Origin of the sequence: Streptomyces sp. Je 1-79 (assembly GCF_025195125.1) — a bacterium.
Lineage (GTDB): Bacteria > Actinomycetota > Actinomycetes > Streptomycetales > Streptomycetaceae > Streptomyces.
This window is the reverse complement of the sequence record NZ_JAMGSL010000005.1, coordinates 231,339-245,629: the sequence shown is the minus strand read 5'-3', so window position 1 is coordinate 245,629 and position 14,291 is coordinate 231,339. Positions and strand designations below refer to the sequence as shown.

The 14,291-nt window shown below is 73.2% G+C and carries 12 protein-coding genes; 11 read left to right on the top strand and 1 reads right to left on the bottom strand.

Annotation, left to right across the window (positions count from 1 at the left end; translation table 11 throughout):
• The first annotated feature begins 470 nt into the window (after positions 1 to 470).
• The 3 genes from M5362_RS11635 to M5362_RS11625 are packed head-to-tail and all read left to right on the top strand — an operon-like array spanning position 471 to position 3,315.
• Positions 471 to 1,226: a (Fe-S)-binding protein gene (locus M5362_RS11635; RefSeq protein ID WP_260227629.1), complete on the top strand. Its 756-nt coding sequence runs from the start codon at positions 471 to 473 to the stop codon at positions 1,224 to 1,226.
• Complete coding sequence (locus M5362_RS11630) at positions 1,223 to 2,656, top strand: lactate utilization protein B (RefSeq protein ID WP_260227373.1); 1,434 nt, start codon at positions 1,223 to 1,225, stop codon at positions 2,654 to 2,656. Before M5362_RS11635 ends, M5362_RS11630 begins: the two co-directional genes overlap by 4 nt.
• A complete protein-coding gene (locus tag M5362_RS11625) occupies positions 2,653 to 3,315 on the top strand; it encodes a lactate utilization protein C (protein ID WP_260227372.1) in 663 nt (220 codons plus the stop codon). The genes M5362_RS11630 and M5362_RS11625 overlap by 4 nt, the downstream gene beginning before the upstream one ends.
• 98 nt (positions 3,316 to 3,413) lie before the next feature.
• On the opposite strand, the gene M5362_RS11620 is transcribed toward M5362_RS11625, so the two are convergent.
• On the bottom strand, positions 3,414 to 3,716 hold the full coding sequence (locus tag M5362_RS11620; protein WP_260227371.1) for a hypothetical protein: 303 nt from the start codon (positions 3,714 to 3,716) through the stop codon (positions 3,414 to 3,416).
• A 254-nt stretch (positions 3,717 to 3,970) separates the two neighbouring features.
• Between M5362_RS11620 and M5362_RS11615 the strand changes: the two genes are divergently transcribed.
• The 8 genes from M5362_RS11615 (at position 3,971) to M5362_RS11580 (ending at position 14,282) form a co-directional block, all read left to right on the top strand.
• Positions 3,971 to 4,753, top strand: a complete 783-nt coding sequence (locus M5362_RS11615; protein ID WP_260227370.1) for a hypothetical protein — start codon at positions 3,971 to 3,973, stop codon at positions 4,751 to 4,753.
• Between the two features lie 59 nt (positions 4,754 to 4,812).
• Entirely contained in the window at positions 4,813 to 8,982 is a 4,170-nt protein-coding gene (locus M5362_RS11610) for a CHAT domain-containing protein (protein ID WP_260227369.1), read from the top strand.
• 44 nt (positions 8,983 to 9,026) lie between these two features.
• Positions 9,027 to 9,980 carry an immunity 49 family protein gene (locus tag M5362_RS11605; RefSeq protein ID WP_260227368.1) on the top strand — a complete coding sequence of 318 codons (954 nt, stop codon included), beginning with the start codon at positions 9,027 to 9,029 and terminating at the stop codon, positions 9,978 to 9,980.
• Positions 9,981 to 10,199: 219 nt separating this feature from the next.
• Complete coding sequence (locus tag M5362_RS11600; protein ID WP_260227367.1) at positions 10,200 to 10,967, top strand: GntR family transcriptional regulator; 768 nt, start codon at positions 10,200 to 10,202, stop codon at positions 10,965 to 10,967.
• Between the two features lie 42 nt (positions 10,968 to 11,009).
• Positions 11,010 to 11,237 (top strand): ferredoxin family protein, encoded by a 228-nt coding sequence (locus tag M5362_RS11595; RefSeq protein ID WP_125741086.1) that lies wholly within the window; start codon positions 11,010 to 11,012, stop codon positions 11,235 to 11,237.
• A 14-nt stretch (positions 11,238 to 11,251) separates the two neighbouring features.
• Entirely contained in the window at positions 11,252 to 12,616 is a 1,365-nt protein-coding gene (locus tag M5362_RS11590) for an ABC transporter substrate-binding protein (RefSeq protein WP_260227366.1), read from the top strand.
• Positions 12,613 to 13,530: an ABC transporter permease gene (locus tag M5362_RS11585; RefSeq protein WP_260227365.1), complete on the top strand. Its 918-nt coding sequence runs from the start codon at positions 12,613 to 12,615 to the stop codon at positions 13,528 to 13,530. Before M5362_RS11590 ends, M5362_RS11585 begins: the two co-directional genes overlap by 4 nt.
• Positions 13,527 to 14,282 carry an ABC transporter ATP-binding protein gene (locus tag M5362_RS11580; RefSeq protein WP_260227364.1) on the top strand — a complete coding sequence of 252 codons (756 nt, stop codon included), beginning with the start codon at positions 13,527 to 13,529 and terminating at the stop codon, positions 14,280 to 14,282. The genes M5362_RS11585 and M5362_RS11580 overlap by 4 nt, the downstream gene beginning before the upstream one ends.
• Positions 14,283 to 14,291 lie beyond the last annotated feature (9 nt).

The following is a 14,291-nucleotide window of genomic DNA, read 5'->3' as shown; positions in this document are numbered from 1 at the left end:
TGGTGTCGGCGGCGGGCGCGGGAGCCGCCGTGGCCGGCTGGAGCGCGACGGCCGGGACGGCGGCGGCCGCCGGCCCGGGTGGCGGGCCGGGGGCGTGGAACGCCGAGCGGCCGTTACAGGTCCATGTCGTCGCCTTCGACGGCGCGGAGGAGCTCGACGTCTTCGGCCCCTTGGAGGTCTTCGCGGCGGCGGCCTCGATGGGGCACCCGGTACGTCCCCTCCTGGTCACCGGGTCGCGGCGGCCCGGCCGGGTCACGGCGGGCTTCGGCACCGAGATCACCGTACCGAACGGCTGGGACGCGGGCGCCTGCGCACGGCGCTCCCGTAGCCGCCGTGGACCAGGGGCGGTCTCGTCTGCGGGAGCGCCCGCGGGCGCTGTCGACGCGATTGCCGTCCGGGGGTGGTCGCGGGCGGGCCGGGGCCGGGGTTACGTTCGGGGAACGAATCCCTTGATCCGTGAAGGAGCCGCGATGCGTGTCGCTCTCTTCCTGACCTGTGTCAACGACACGCTGTACCCGGACACGGGCCGCGCCGTCGTGCGGCTGCTGAACCGGCTGGGCGTCGACGTGGACTTCCCGGCGGGCCAGACCTGCTGCGGGCAGCCGCAGTACAACACCGGCTACCGGCGTCGGGCCGAGCCGCTCGCGCGCCGCTTCGCCGAGGTCTTCGGCGGCTACGACGCGATCGTCACCCCCTCCGGGTCCTGTGGCGCCATGGTCCGCGAGCTGTATCCCCGCATGGGCGAGCGGGCCCGCGCGGAGGGCCGCGGTGACATGCTCGCCCGGGCCGTCGCAGCGGTCGTGCCGAGCACCTACGAGCTGACCGAGTTCCTGGTCGACGTGCTCGGCGTGACGGACGTCGGCGCGTCCTACCCGCACCGGGTCACGTACCACCCCACCTGCCACGGGCTGCGCTCCCTCGGTCTCGCGGACCGGCCCCACCGTCTGCTGTCGGCGGTCAAGGGCCTTGAGCTGGTGGAGCTGCCGGGCGCGGAGGAGTGCTGCGGCTTCGGCGGCACCTTCGCCGTGAAGAACGCCGACGTCTCGGCGGCGATGGGCGCCGACAAGGTCCGCAACGCGGTCTCGACCGGCGCGGACGTCCTGTGCGCGGCCGACAACTCGTGTCTGATGCACATCGGCGGCACGATGAGCCGGCTCAAGGTCGGGGTCAGGCCCGTCCACATCGCCGAGATCCTGGCGAGCACGGAAGAGGAGCCGGCGGTATGAGCGGTACGTTCCTGGGCATGCCGGCCTTCCCCGAGGCCGCGCGCGAGGCGGTGCGGAACACGACGCTCCGTGCGAACCTGCGGCACGCCACCCACACGATCCGCGACAAGCGGGCCAAGGCCGTGGCCGAGCTGGACGACTGGGCCGAGCTGCGCGAGGCCGGCAAGCGGATCAAGGACCATACGCTCCGTCATCTCGACCGCTTCCTGCTCCAGTTGGAGGAGTCGGTGGTGCGGGCCGGGGGCACGGTCCACTGGGCCGCGGACGCCGCCGAGGCCAACCGGATCGTCACCGGTCTGGTGAAGGCGACCGGTGAGAGCGAGGTCGTGAAGGTCAAGTCGATGGCCACGCAGGAGATCGGGCTCAACGAGGCGTTGGAGGCCGAGGGCATCGCCGCCTACGAGACCGATCTCGCCGAACTGATCGTGCAGCTCGGCGACGACCGGCCCTCGCACATCCTGGTCCCCGCCATCCACCGCAACCGGGGCGAGATCCGCGACATCTTCCGCTCCGAGATGGCCCGTTGGGGCCGTCCGGCGCCCGAGAACCTGACCGACAGCCCCGCCGAGCTGGCCGAGGCGGCCAGGCTCCACCTCCGCGAGAAGTTCCTGCGCGCCAAGGTCGGGATCTCGGGGGCGAACTTCATGGTCGCCGAGACCGGCACGCTGGTCGTGGTCGAGTCCGAGGGCAACGGGCGGATGTGCCTCACGCTCCCCGAGACCCTGATCTCGGTCGTCGGCATCGAGAAGACCGTGCCGACCTGGCGGGACCTGGAGGTCTTCCTCCAGACCCTCCCCCGCTCCTCGACCGCCGAGCGCATGAACCCGTACACCTCCATGTGGACCGGCACGACGGACGGTGACGGGCCGCGGACCTTCCATCTGGTGCTGCTCGACAACGGCCGCACCGACACCCTCGCCGACGAGGTCGGCCGGCAGGCCCTGCGCTGCATCCGCTGCTCGGCGTGCCTGAACGTCTGCCCGGTGTACGAGCGGGCCGGCGGTCATGCGTACGGCTCCGTCTACCCCGGCCCGATCGGCGCGATCCTGACCCCTCAGCTCCGGGGCACCGCGAGCGAGATCGACGCCTCGCTGCCGTACGCCTCCTCCCTCTGCGGGGCCTGTTACGACGTGTGCCCGGTCGCCATCGACATCCCCGAAGTCCTCGTCCACCTCCGCGAGAAGGTCGCGGACGGCGGAGGACACCGCCTGGAGAAGGCCGCCATGGGAGCGGCCGCGTGGGCCTTCGACCACCCCGGCGTCTACGCGGCCGGACAGCGTCTCGCCTCGCTCACCCGCGGCCTCCACCCCTCCCGTCTGCCCGGTCCGGGGCGCGCGTGGACGGACAGCCGCGATCTGCCCGAGGTCCCGGCGGAATCGTTCCGCGCGTGGTGGAAGCGTGAGCACGAGCGGAAGGAGGGGTCCGCATGAGCAGCAGGGAGATGATCCTGCGGCGGATCCGCGAGGCACTGACCGACGTACCGGCGGCCGAGCGGCCCTACGACGAGGCCGTACCCCGCGACTATCTGCGTGAGCACGGGGAGCGGGACACCGGGGAGACCCTCGGTCTCCTCGCCGAGAACCTCGCGGACTACCGGGCCATCGTCCACCACTGCCGGCCCGGCGCGCTCCCCGAGCTGATCGGACGGCTGCTCGCCGAGCGGGGCGCGCGCCGGGTGCTCGCGCCGACGGGCCTGCCACGCGAGCTTCTGAGCCGCACGGAGGCCACCGTCGTGGACGACCGGGGCGACCTCACCGCGTACGACCTCGACGCCGTCGACAGTGTCGTGACCGGTTGCGCGGTGGCCGTGGCCGAGACCGGCACCGTCGTCCTCGACGCCGGCCCCGACCAGGGCGGCCGACGGATCACCCTCGTTCCCGACCATCACATCTGTCTCGTCCGCACCCCCGGTCAGGTCGTCGCCTCCGTCCCGCAGGCACTCGAGCGCCTCGATCCCACACGTCCTCTGACCTGGATCTCGGGCCCTTCGGCGACCAGCGACATCGAACTCGACCGTGTCGAGGGGGTCCACGGCCCGCGGCGCCTGGACGTGATCCTCGTGGACGAGGCCACGGCCTCACCGGCCTGAGACGCCCCTCGCCGAGCGGACGAGCGGCGTCCCGCCAGGCGATGCCCGGCGGGACGCCGCATCCCCCGGCGGAGCCCGGAGTGCGCCCGCGGCGCCGGTCAGGCCTCGCTCACCGCTCCGTACGCGAGCGGCTCGCGGCTCCCCGTCACGGGCTCGGCCGGTCCGTGGACCAGCGTGAGCGGGACGGAGAGGCTGTCGCACATCCTCCTGGCGCGTGCGACCGCGCTCATGGTCGCGGCGGTGAGCGGGCCGGCGGGCAGCTCCAGGACGACGGCGGCGGGCCGGTGGGCGTCGACGAGGGCCTGGAGCAGCAGGGCGGCGGCGGCCCGGTTCGTGACGTCGAGATCCTGCTTCAGCGTGACGCGAAGCGTCCCTGCGTCGATGTGATGGCTGAGCAGCATCGCGACCTCCAGACAGAACCTTGGGTGTGCCCCGGCCGCCGTTCGGCGTGACGATGGGCAAAAAGGCAGGTTCCCGGCATTTGGCCTGGGAAAACCCAGGTCAGGCCCTTATCCCGCTTCTGGCCTCGTCTTTGGTGCCTGGCGAGCCCCGCTCGGACCTGTCGTGGTCCGGGCGGCCGTGGAGTTTCACTGTTTCCCGCCCGCGGAAGTCGCGCCTGACACTACGATCGGCGGAACGTTACGGGCGGGGAGCCATGAAGCCGGTCTTCAAGCAGTACACGCGTGAAATGCACAAGAAATTCGACTATTTCGCCACATGGCAGCCGAACGCGGCACTGTCCCTGGGGGACGTGGGGATCGTCCGCGGACACCAATTCGACCGGATCACCTCCCTCGCCGACATGGGGGTCTCGTTCGCGTCCTCCGCCGCGGGGCCGCAGAGCACCCTGTCGTACGCCTCGGACGGCCAGGTCGAGGTGTCACTGAGCCCGGAGGCCCAGCTGCCGGTCGGGCTGGGGATCGAGCCGGCGCTCCTGCTGTCCGTGACGTTCACGCGGTCCCAGGCGACGTACTTCCAGGCCGTCCGCTGCGAGACGCGCCGCATCGACGACGTGCTGGCCCTCGAAGGGCGCCTCAGGGCGCTCACGGACAGCGGCGAGTGGCGCGGCGAGTACACGGTGGTGACGGAACTCGTGCGGACGGGACCCGCCATCATCCTGGTGTCCGGTCGCGCCGGAACACGGGTCGAACTCCAGGTCTCCGCCGAGTTGGCCCCGCTCCCCCAGCCCGTGGGCGCGGCGCTCGAACTGGGGACGGCCACCGGAGCGGAGTCCTCGCTCGCCGCGCGGGTCATCGTGCCGGAGGGCGGCCTCACGCCCCTCTTCCGCGCGTCGGCCATGCGGCGCAAGGCGCTCGGCCGTCGCCGGCTGCGGGTCCGTTCCCATCCGGTGGCGGGAGAGTCGGAGGCGCTCGCCGCACCGTCCCTCACCCCCGTCTCCTGGGACGAGTTCACCAGGGAACCGGTGCACAAGGTCTGAGCCGTCCCGCCACCCCGCACGGCATGCCAGGTGCCGGCGCGTCCGCCTTGGAGGTACCGATGTCCGAGGGCGTTCCCCCGCTCGGGGACGGTGCGCGCCGTCTGCTGGCGGCGGTCGCGGCGATGGACGTCCGGCTGCCCGAGCGGCAGAAGATCATCCGCTCGCTCGACCTGCTGGCCTCACAGGAATGGTCGCGGACCTGCGTGGTACTCCCCGAGCCCTTGCTCGCGGCCCTGTCCCGAGCCGGCGGTGCCTTCACCCCGGACGAACTGGCGCACGTCGTCAAGACGGCCGGGAGCGTCGCGCGGATGTACGGCTACGACACGGTCGGAGTGGGGCACATCGCCGTCGCGCTCGCCGCCACGTCGGCGGTCACCGAATGCGAAGGCGTCCACTCCGTCCAGGTCGTCGCCGAGGCGTTCGGACTCGGCGAGCTGGAGAACTTCGAGAAGATCGTCGACACGCATCTCGCGCTGACCGAGCAGGAGGGAACGACGACTCCCTCCGAGGTCTTCGCCTGGGGGCCGACGGCGCTGGCTCTGCGCCGCCGCCGGACGGCCGTCACGCTCCACCTGTCGGCGCGCGCGCTCGCCGTGGGATACCTGCTCGCCGACGCGCCCACGGAACACACCTTCTGGGCGTGGCCCGTGGCTCTGGCCGCCGCCGTGTCCTCGCGCGACCGGCGGGAGCGCGTCGAACATCTCCTGGGCGAGACGGTGTCTCCCTTCGAACTGCGGCTGCGGTGGCCGTGGCTGGCCTGCCTGGCGGTGTTCGCGTCCGCGGTCGGACTGCACCGGCCGTCCCTCGTCATCGCCGCTCTGTACGGGGTCCTGAGCCTGGTGTCCTGTGCGGGCGAGCTGGGCGCGGCCCGTCAGGTGCGCATCGAGGGCCCGGAGATCGACGCGGCCGGACCCCATGTCCGCGATCTCTTCTCCGTCGTCGCCGTCGTCCCGCCCCGGCGGCGGCTCTTCCGCGGCCGGATCGTCCTCTGTGCCTCGGTCGTGCCCCTCACCTGCGTATGGGCGCCCGACTCCGCGCTCTGGGTTCCGTTCGTCTTCCTCGGAGTGTTCACCGCGTCCCGGCTGAGCGGCCTCGCCGTGGTCACGGCCGCCGTCACGCTCCTGTCCGCGCCGTCGGTCGCCCTCGCTCTCGCCGGCTCGGTCACCGCCGCGCTGACCGGGCTCCTGGCCCGAGCCGTGATCGTCTGGGTGGACCGCCACCCCACGGCCGACGTGCCCGTGCCCCGACCGCACGTCGCCGCCCTGCTGGGCCGCAAGGGCCGCGCGCTCTTCCGCGCCCATCGGCTCCTGCGCGTCGACCGTCCGGCCGCCGCCCTCGGCCGCCTCGACGCCGTCGCGGACAGCGGTGACCCGAAGGTCGCCGCCCTGCGCGGGTGGGCCCTCCTGGAGCGCGGCGCGCCGGGCGCGGCCCGCGAGACGGTGGCTCCGCACCGGGGACGCCGGTCGCCCGTGCACGAGTTGATCGCCATGCGGGCGTCCCTGGAACTCGCCGACCTGGCTGCGGCCGAGGAGGCGCTGAAGGAGATCCGCTCCTTCCCGGGCAGGCTTCCGGTCCAGGTCCGCGGGCAGCTGCTGACGACCTGGTCGCAGCTCCTGCTGCTGCGCGAGCCCGGCGCGGATCTGACCGACCACTTCGCGGAACTCGTCCCCCGGAAGGTCTCGCGCGGCAATCTCCTCCACTTCATGACGATGATGCGGCTCACCGCCGAGGCCGCCCTGCCCCGCACCCCGACGCTCGCCTACCACCTGGCCGCCACGGCGGTGCCGCTGACCATGGAGATCGCCGGTGACGGCCCCGACAACGAGCGCTGGTTCCTCAGCCGCGCGCGGCCGTTCGGACGCGAACTGGTGCGCTGCGCCGGCGTCGTGGACCTGGCGAGCCTCGTCGTGGACGGGAGGACGCCGGACACCGTCGGCAGGCTCGGCTCCGGCGAGGGCGGACCCTCCTTCCTCATGCGGCTCGACCGGCCGCTCGAAGCGGCCACGATGCTGAACAGGCTGGCGGACCACCTCGCGGGATCGCCCGAGTACCAGCTCAGGGCTCTCGACAGCCGCATCGAGGCTCTGGCGGTCCTCAACGCGACCCGCCACCAGCTGCGCACGACCGAGGAGCGCATGCACTGGTGGTCCCTGTTCGGCAGGACGCTCGAACAGGCCATGGAACAGGCCTGCCGAGGGCGCGACTGGCCCACGCTCGCGGAACTGATCGAGTCGGCACGCATCCAGCTGGGCCCGCAGCAGGAGGGCGGCCTCGTCGACGTCGACAGCTCGGGCGCCCCATTCATCCGCGTCGGGGGCGTCTCGCGGCTGGAGCGCGGCCCGTGGTTCCAGCCCGACCACACACCCCCGGCCTACGCCCTGGAGGATCTCGCCGCGGCCGTGGCCGGGCCGGGCGCGTGGTGGTGGAGCACCTGGTCGACCGAGTCGGCGGTCTACTGGGCGCTGGTCGCCCCGGACGGTCCGGTGCGAGGCGGGCAGCTCGACGTCCGGCCCGGATCGGACCTGGCGGCCGTGCTCGCGGATCTCCGCGACGCGCTGACCGTCCCCCACCCCGGCGAGGGCGTCGAAGCGTGGGAGGACCGCGTGCTGGGCAGCCCGCTGCTGGCGGGGCCGTTCTCGGCCGAGGTCTCCCTGTCACGGCGGCTGGGCCGCTTCCTTCCCTCCGAACTCGTGGCCGTACTGGAGGAGTCGACGAAGTCGCCGCTGCGGCTCGCCATCGCTCCCGCCACCCGCCTGGCGCATGTCCCCTGGGCCGCGGTCGCCCTCCCCGACCACCTTGCCGGTGATCTCCGGATGGTCGAACGCTGCCGCATGGTGATCGCCCCGCCGGCCGGCCTGCTCGCCGCCCTGTCCAGGCGCACCCGCCGGCTGGAGGCCCCGCCCCTCGCCCTGGCCGTCGTCGACCCGGGATCGGACCTCTCCGACCCGGACACGGACGGTTTCCTGCCCGTGGCCAGGGAGCTGCTGGACCATCTGCCCGAGGACGTCGTCGCGTTCACGCCCTCCACGGACCTGTCGCTGGACGGTTTCGGCGTTCGTCTCCGTGACCTGAGAGAGGAGCGCGGTGAGACGAGCGCGGTCATCGCCTGCCACACCGTGGAACGTGTTCCGTCGCCCCTGCTGGGAGGCCTCGTCCTGCGCCCCGCGACGCCCGGCGCCGAGGGCGGCGAGCCCGAGCGCGTCCTCACCGCCGGCATGCTCATCGCCGCCCCGGACCGCTTCCCCATGCCCCGGCAGGTCCTCATGCTCTGCTGCGACAGCGGCGATCTGAGCGGAGCGCTGAACGGCGAGTGGCTGGTGCTCGGTACGGCCGTGCTGTGGGCCGGCGCCGACCGGCTGGTCGTGACCGCGTACCCGACGGTCGACTCGGCGGAGGGGCAGGACCCGCTCGACGTCATCGATCACCGGCTGGTACGGAGTCTGACCGCGCGGGAGAGCATGCTCGACGCCCTGCGTACCGTCCAGTTGGAGGCGCTCGCCTCCTGGCGTGGCTCGGGCACCCGCGGAGCTCCCCTGCACTGGGCGGGCCACATCGCCATGGGAGCGTTCGGCCTCCCCGTGCCGCTCGCTCCCCTTCCGCCCGCGGAACGTCGGCGGGTGGACGAGGGTGTGCTCACCCTGCTGGACGAAGCGGCACGGTCGGCGGCGGCAGCGGGCCGCGACCGGGTGAACCGCCGCGACCTCCTCCTCCACCTCGGCCTGTACGGCTTCGAGGAGGATCTCCCCCTGCGCCGCCTTCTCGCGGTCCGCGCCATGACGTACCCGTACGCCGTGTGGTCCGAGCTCCGAGGGCGCGCCCGCGATCGGCGCGCGGACGGCGTGACGGTGCCCGAGGACGTGCTCGCCGTCCTGAGGTCCTCGGCGGACATCGCACGCGCCTGCGGCCACACCGTCGTCAGGGTCGACCATGTGCTGGTGGCCTTTCTCAAGGAGCGGGGTCCGCTGCCCACGCTCGCCCGCCGTGTCAGCGGATGGGACACGCGCACGACGGAGGCGATGCGGGACTTCCTGGGCGAGATCCGGCACGGCGTCGAGTTCACGAACCGGCCCCGGACCGCCTGTCTCACCCCCGGCAGCATCGCCGATGCCTACGCCGCCATGCACGCGGACGTGCCACCCGACGCCTCCGACTCCGTCCCGGCGGCCCGGTCGAGCGGCACCTCGGCCTCCGAGGCCGGGCGTGCGGGCAACGATGTCCGAGGCCGCTGATAGCGTCCGTCTCCCGGCGGATCGATCTTGAAGGGACGGCACTCGTGCGGGAAGTGGCGCATCACGAGGTGAGCGAGGAGCGCATGGCCCACGCGCTCGACGACATCCACGGGCGGGCCTTCGGGCGGTGGCACAGCATGCGTTACGGCAGCTTCCGCCTCGACCGGCTGCGGGAGATGGGCGACGAGCTGCTCGATCACGTCGCCGCTCGCACACTCACCGAGCCCGGGCTCGACGAGGCCGCGCGCCTCGCGCTGCTGACGGCTGCGGAGTGCGCGTTGGGCGTGATCAGCCTCGGCTGCTACCCCGACGGCGACCAGGAGATCACGTTCTCGCTCATACGCCAGGAACTGACCAGCGAGGAGATGGCGTTCCACGACGTCGTCGACGAGGCTCCCACGGCCCGTACGTGGCTGGACACATTCGCGGCCGTCGTCGTCAGCGGAGTGGTGTGGGACTGGCAGCGGGTCACGGGACTGCTGCTGGGCGGTGGCTACGCCTCCTCGATCCGGGACGGCGTGCCGTACTCGAAGCTGACCTCGACGTCGGAGCCGGCGGACCTGGCCGCGATGGAGGCGCTCTGCACCTACCTGACCGAGGCGAGCGGGCACCTGCCCCGCGACTGGCCGACCGTTCCGCTGCGCAAGCCGGACCCGCGAGAGCGTGCCGAGGCCGCCGAGCGGCTGGACGTGACCGCGGCCCTGACGCCGGATCAGCGACTGCTGCGCGTCCTGCTCGACGACGACCGGCGCGCCTTCGAGGAGGCCCTGGCGGCCCGGCTCGACCTCCACCGCGAGAGCGTGGGCACGGACCCGGCCCCGCGCACGCTGCTGCCGCTGGACGCCCTCGCCCTGGCGGCGCTCGCCGTCCAGGTGCACGGCTGGGACCTGGAGGTCCGCTCCGCATACCTGCCGCGCGGCATCGTGGGCCGCTCGGACGCCCTCCAGCACGCCGCGGACGCCGGGGAGAACAAGCTCGGGTACTGGTACGCGAAGTAGGCGGGGGCGCGGGCCGTGGGGCTCGCGCCACGGCCCGCACCGGTGCGGGGCGGGTCTGCCCGCATTCTGGGCAGAAAGCGTCCACCTGGTGAGCCACTGGGTGGCGGATCTTCCGAGGGCGTCGACGAAACAGCAGGTCACGGCGGTGCCTTCGGGGCGTCAGGTGGCGCAATGCCGCCGCAACACCATCCCCGCGGGTCCGCCGGTACGTTCCCAGACATGCCAGCCGAACCCGCCCCCGCCTCCCTCCCGGTCGCCGCCGCGCGCCGCCGGCGACTCCGCGCGGACCGGGCCCGGGAACTCGCCGACCTGCTCCGCCACCAGATCCTGACGGGCGGCTTCCCCGGCGGTGTCCTCCCCCTGGAGGACACCATCGCCGCCGACTACCGGGCCAGCCGCAACACCGTCCGCCAGGCCCTGGACCTGCTGCGCGGCGAGCAGCTCGTCGACCGGCAGCCCGGTGTCGGCACGGTCGTGGTGTGCGAGAAGTACCCGCACGGCCTGGACCGGCTCCAGGGCCTGGCCGAGACGCTGCACGAGCACGGCCGGGTCACCAACGAGGTGCGCACGGTCGGGCCGGTCGCCGCCCCGGGCCCGGTGGCGCACCGGCTGGGCCTGCCCGAGCACACGGACGTGCTCTGCATCGAGCGGCTGCGCCGGCTGAACGGGCTGCCGCTCTCCCTGGACCTGTCCTATCTGCCCATGGACATCGGCGGTCGACTCCTCGGCTGCGACCTGGAGAACACGGACGTGTTCCGGCTCCTGGAGTCGCTCACCGGCGGCCCGCTGGGGCATGCCGAGATCACCCTCGAAGCCGTCAACGCCGACGCGCACTCCGCCGCCGTCCTCCAGGCGCCCCGCGGGGCCGCCGTGCTGATGCTGGAGCGGCTGACCTGTCTGCCCGACGGACGCCCCGTGGACCTGGAGTTCATCCGGTTCCGCGGCGACCGCATCACCATGAGCGGCGTCCTGCACCGCTCCGTCTGACACCCCCCTTCCCCCGCCCCACCCCGCCTCCTGGAGACAGCCATGCCTCTGGTGCCGCAACGCGCCGACGTGCCCGTGACCATCGACGAGTCCAAGTGCATCGACGGCTGCACGCTCTGCGTCGACATGTGTCCGCTCGACTCGCTCGCCATCCGCGAGGACAACGGCAAGGCGTACATGCACGTCGACGAGTGCTGGTACTGCGGCCCGTGCGCGGCCCGCTGCCCCACCGGCGCGGTCACCGTCAACATGCCCTATCTGCTCCGGTGAAAGGCCCGACTCCCATGCACGGCAAGCGCATCACCGCACTCCGCTCCCCCGCCCGGCTCGTCCCGCTCTCCCTCGCGCTGCTGCTGACCACGGCCTGCGGTGGCGCGGCGGGCGCCGACGGCCCGGCCGGGACGGGCACCGTCACGGTGACCGTCGGCTACCAGTCGAAGACCATCAACACGGTCACAGCCGGCACCCTGCTGCGTTCGCTCGGCTACTTCGAGGAGGAGCTCGCGGCCCGCGGGAAGAAGGACGGCGTCACCTACAAGGTGGTGTGGCAGGACTACGCGACCGGGGCCCCGATCACCGCCCAGATGACCGCCGGGAAGATCGACATCGGCTCGATGGGCGACTTCCCCCTGCTCATCAACGCCGCCCGCGGCAGGCAGCTGAAGCAGCCCACGCGGCTGGTCTCGGTCACCGGCTACAACCTGCGCGGCGGCCTCAACACCGTGGTCACCAAGCCCGGTTCGCCCCTGCGGTCGCTGGCGGACCTCCGTGGCAGAAAGGTGTCGACGAGCGTCGGCTCGGCCGCCGACGGGACCCTGGTCCGGGCCCTCCAGCAGGCGGGCGTCGACCCGGAGAAGGACATCCGGAAGCTGAACCAGCAGCCCAGCGTCGGCGCGTCCGCCCTGGCCGCGGGCAGCGCCGACGCCCTGTCGCAGTTCGTCGCCTGGCCCGGGCTGCTGGCCTTCGAAGGCCGTGCCACGGCGCTCTACGACGGCGCCGAGCTGAACCTGCCGACCTTCCACGGGGTCACCGTCCGGGAGAAGTTCGCCGAGGAGCGCAAGGGGATCCTCGACGACTTCCTCACGGCGCAGCGGCGGGCCACCGACCACCTGCGGGAACAGCCGGTCGCCGCCGCCGAGTCGGTGGCCGAGGAGACCGGGCTGCCGGCCGAGGTGGTCTACCTCTACAACGGGGCCAACGGCATCGCCACCTTCGACCCCGAGCTCCGCCCGGAGCTGATCGACGCGCTGAAGAAGGACGTGCCCCTGCTGAAGGCGGCCAAGCTCGTGGGCGACGTCGATGTGGACGCCTTCGTCGACCGGGCCCCGCTGGCGCGGGCGGCGCAGGCGCCGCCGTACCCGAAGGCGACCGCCGCCAAGCCCGAGCTGTGGCTGAAGGGGCAGAGCACCACCCGTACCTTCGACAGCCCGAAGGAGTTGCTGAAGGCGGCCAAGGGCGCCGACGTACGGGCCGCGTACGTCCCGGACACGGTGACCGGGACCCTGTGGTTCGCCGACAAGGCGGTGTGGGTCGCCGAGGGCTCCGAACCGCGCGCCTTCGTCACACGGGCCGGAGCGGAGGCGTACGTCGACGCGCACCCCGGATCCCGGATCGTCGACCACGCGACCGCCGTCGGCCTGGCGTCATGAGCGCGGGCCGCTGGCTGCTGCGGGCGCTCTCGCTCGGGGCGGCTCTCGCGCTGTGGCAGCTGCTGACCTCCCTGGACGTGAACCTGTGGCTGCGGTTCGAGCAGTTCCCCACGGTCGGCGAGGTGGCCTCCGCCGCCGCCGACCGGGTCGGCACGGGCGCGTACTGGCAGGACCTCGGGCACAGCCTGCGCCGGATCGTGGTCGGCTTCCTGCTCGCCGCGGTGGCGGGGGTGACGGTCGGCACCCTCGTCGCCCGCTCCCGGTGGGCCGCCGATCTCCTGGGCCCGCTCCTCGAGGTGGCACGGCCGGTGCCGGCGATCGCCCTGGTCCCGGTCGCGATCCTGCTGCTGCCCACCAACGAGCAGGGGATCGTCTTCATCACCTTCACCGCGGGCTTCTTCCCGATCCTGGTGTCGACCCGGCACGCGGTGCGCGCCCTGACCCCGGTGTGGGAGGAAGCCGTGCTCACCATGGGCGGTGGCCGGGCCCGGGTGCTGTTCTCGGTGGTCCTGCCCGGCGCGCTGCCGGGGATCTTCGGCGGTCTGTCGGTGGGCATCGGCGTCTCGTGGATCTGTGTCATCTCGGCGGAGATGATCTCCGGCGAGTACGGGGTCGGGTACCGCACCTGGCAGGACTACACGGTCGTCGACTATCCCGGCGTCTTCGTCGGCATGGCCACGATCGGCGCCCTGGGCTGGCTCACCTCCACGGCCGTGGAGCTCCTGGGCCGCCGCGTCACCTCGTGGCTGCCCCGTCCGGCCGGGCGGCCGGCGGCAGGAGTCGCCCGTGCGGCGTTCCGTCGCGGCACCGCCGCCCGCACGTCCGTCACCTCGGCACCCGCCCCCGCCTCCGTCCCAGCCCCAGCCCCCGTCGTCGGCGTCGGCGTCGGCGTCGAGAAGGAGTCCGTCTCATGACCAGCGCGCCCCCGAGCGCCGCGCCCGCCGGCGCCGGAGCGGAGCTCGCCCTGCACGACGTACGACTCGGCCACGCGGACGGTACGACGGTCTTCGCCGCCGCCGAACTGCGGATCGCGCCCGGCGAACTGCTGGCCGTGGTCGGCCCGTCCGGCTGCGGCAAGTCGACTCTGCTGCGCACCCTCGCCGGGCTGCTTCCCCCGCTGGACGGGCAGGTCACCCACGACGGCCGGCCGGTCGAGGGACCTGCCGCCGACCGCGCGCTGGTCTTCCAGGACGACGCCCTGCTCCCCTGGCGTACCGTGCGCGCCAACGTGGAACTGCCGCTCGCGATACGCCGGGTCCCACGAGCCGAGCGACGACGGGCCGCCGCCGACTGGCTGGACCGGGTCGGCCTCGCCGACCACGCCGGCAAGCTGCCGCACCGGCTCTCCGGCGGCCAGCGGCAGCGGGTGCAGCTGGCGCGGGCGCTGGTCGGCAGCCCCCGGGCGGTCCTGATGGACGAACCCTTCGGCGCGCTCGACGCCCACACCCGCGCCGGGATGCAGGACCTCCTCGTGGAGATCCTGCGCGGCACGGGCGCCACCGTCGTCTTCGTCACGCACGACGTGGACGAGGCCCTGTACCTGGGTGACCGCGTCGCCCTGCTCCCCTCCGGCCAGGTGCTCGACGTACCGCGGCCGCGCCGGCGGGACGCCCGGCAGGAGCCGCCCACCGTCGAGCTGCGCCGCCGCGTGCTCGCCTCCCTCTGATCCCGCCCG

Coding starts and splice junctions, on each gene's coding strand:
- M5362_RS11615 (WP_260227370.1), top strand. CDS start 3,971: ATGAAGCCGGTCTTCAAGCAGTACACGCGTGAAATGCACAAGAAATTC.
- M5362_RS11590 (WP_260227366.1), top strand. CDS start 11,252: ATGCACGGCAAGCGCATCACCGCACTCCGCTCCCCCGCCCGGCTCGTC.
- M5362_RS11635 (WP_260227629.1), top strand. CDS start 471: ATGCGTGTCGCTCTCTTCCTGACCTGTGTCAACGACACGCTGTACCCG.
- M5362_RS11595 (WP_125741086.1), top strand. CDS start 11,010: ATGCCTCTGGTGCCGCAACGCGCCGACGTGCCCGTGACCATCGACGAG.
- M5362_RS11580 (WP_260227364.1), top strand. CDS start 13,527: ATGACCAGCGCGCCCCCGAGCGCCGCGCCCGCCGGCGCCGGAGCGGAG.
- M5362_RS11585 (WP_260227365.1), top strand. CDS start 12,613: ATGAGCGCGGGCCGCTGGCTGCTGCGGGCGCTCTCGCTCGGGGCGGCT.
- M5362_RS11620 (WP_260227371.1), bottom strand. CDS start 3,716: ATGCTGCTCAGCCATCACATCGACGCAGGGACGCTTCGCGTCACGCTG.
- M5362_RS11630 (WP_260227373.1), top strand. CDS start 1,223: ATGAGCGGTACGTTCCTGGGCATGCCGGCCTTCCCCGAGGCCGCGCGC.
- M5362_RS11610 (WP_260227369.1), top strand. CDS start 4,813: ATGTCCGAGGGCGTTCCCCCGCTCGGGGACGGTGCGCGCCGTCTGCTG.
- M5362_RS11600 (WP_260227367.1), top strand. CDS start 10,200: ATGCCAGCCGAACCCGCCCCCGCCTCCCTCCCGGTCGCCGCCGCGCGC.
- M5362_RS11625 (WP_260227372.1), top strand. CDS start 2,653: ATGAGCAGCAGGGAGATGATCCTGCGGCGGATCCGCGAGGCACTGACC.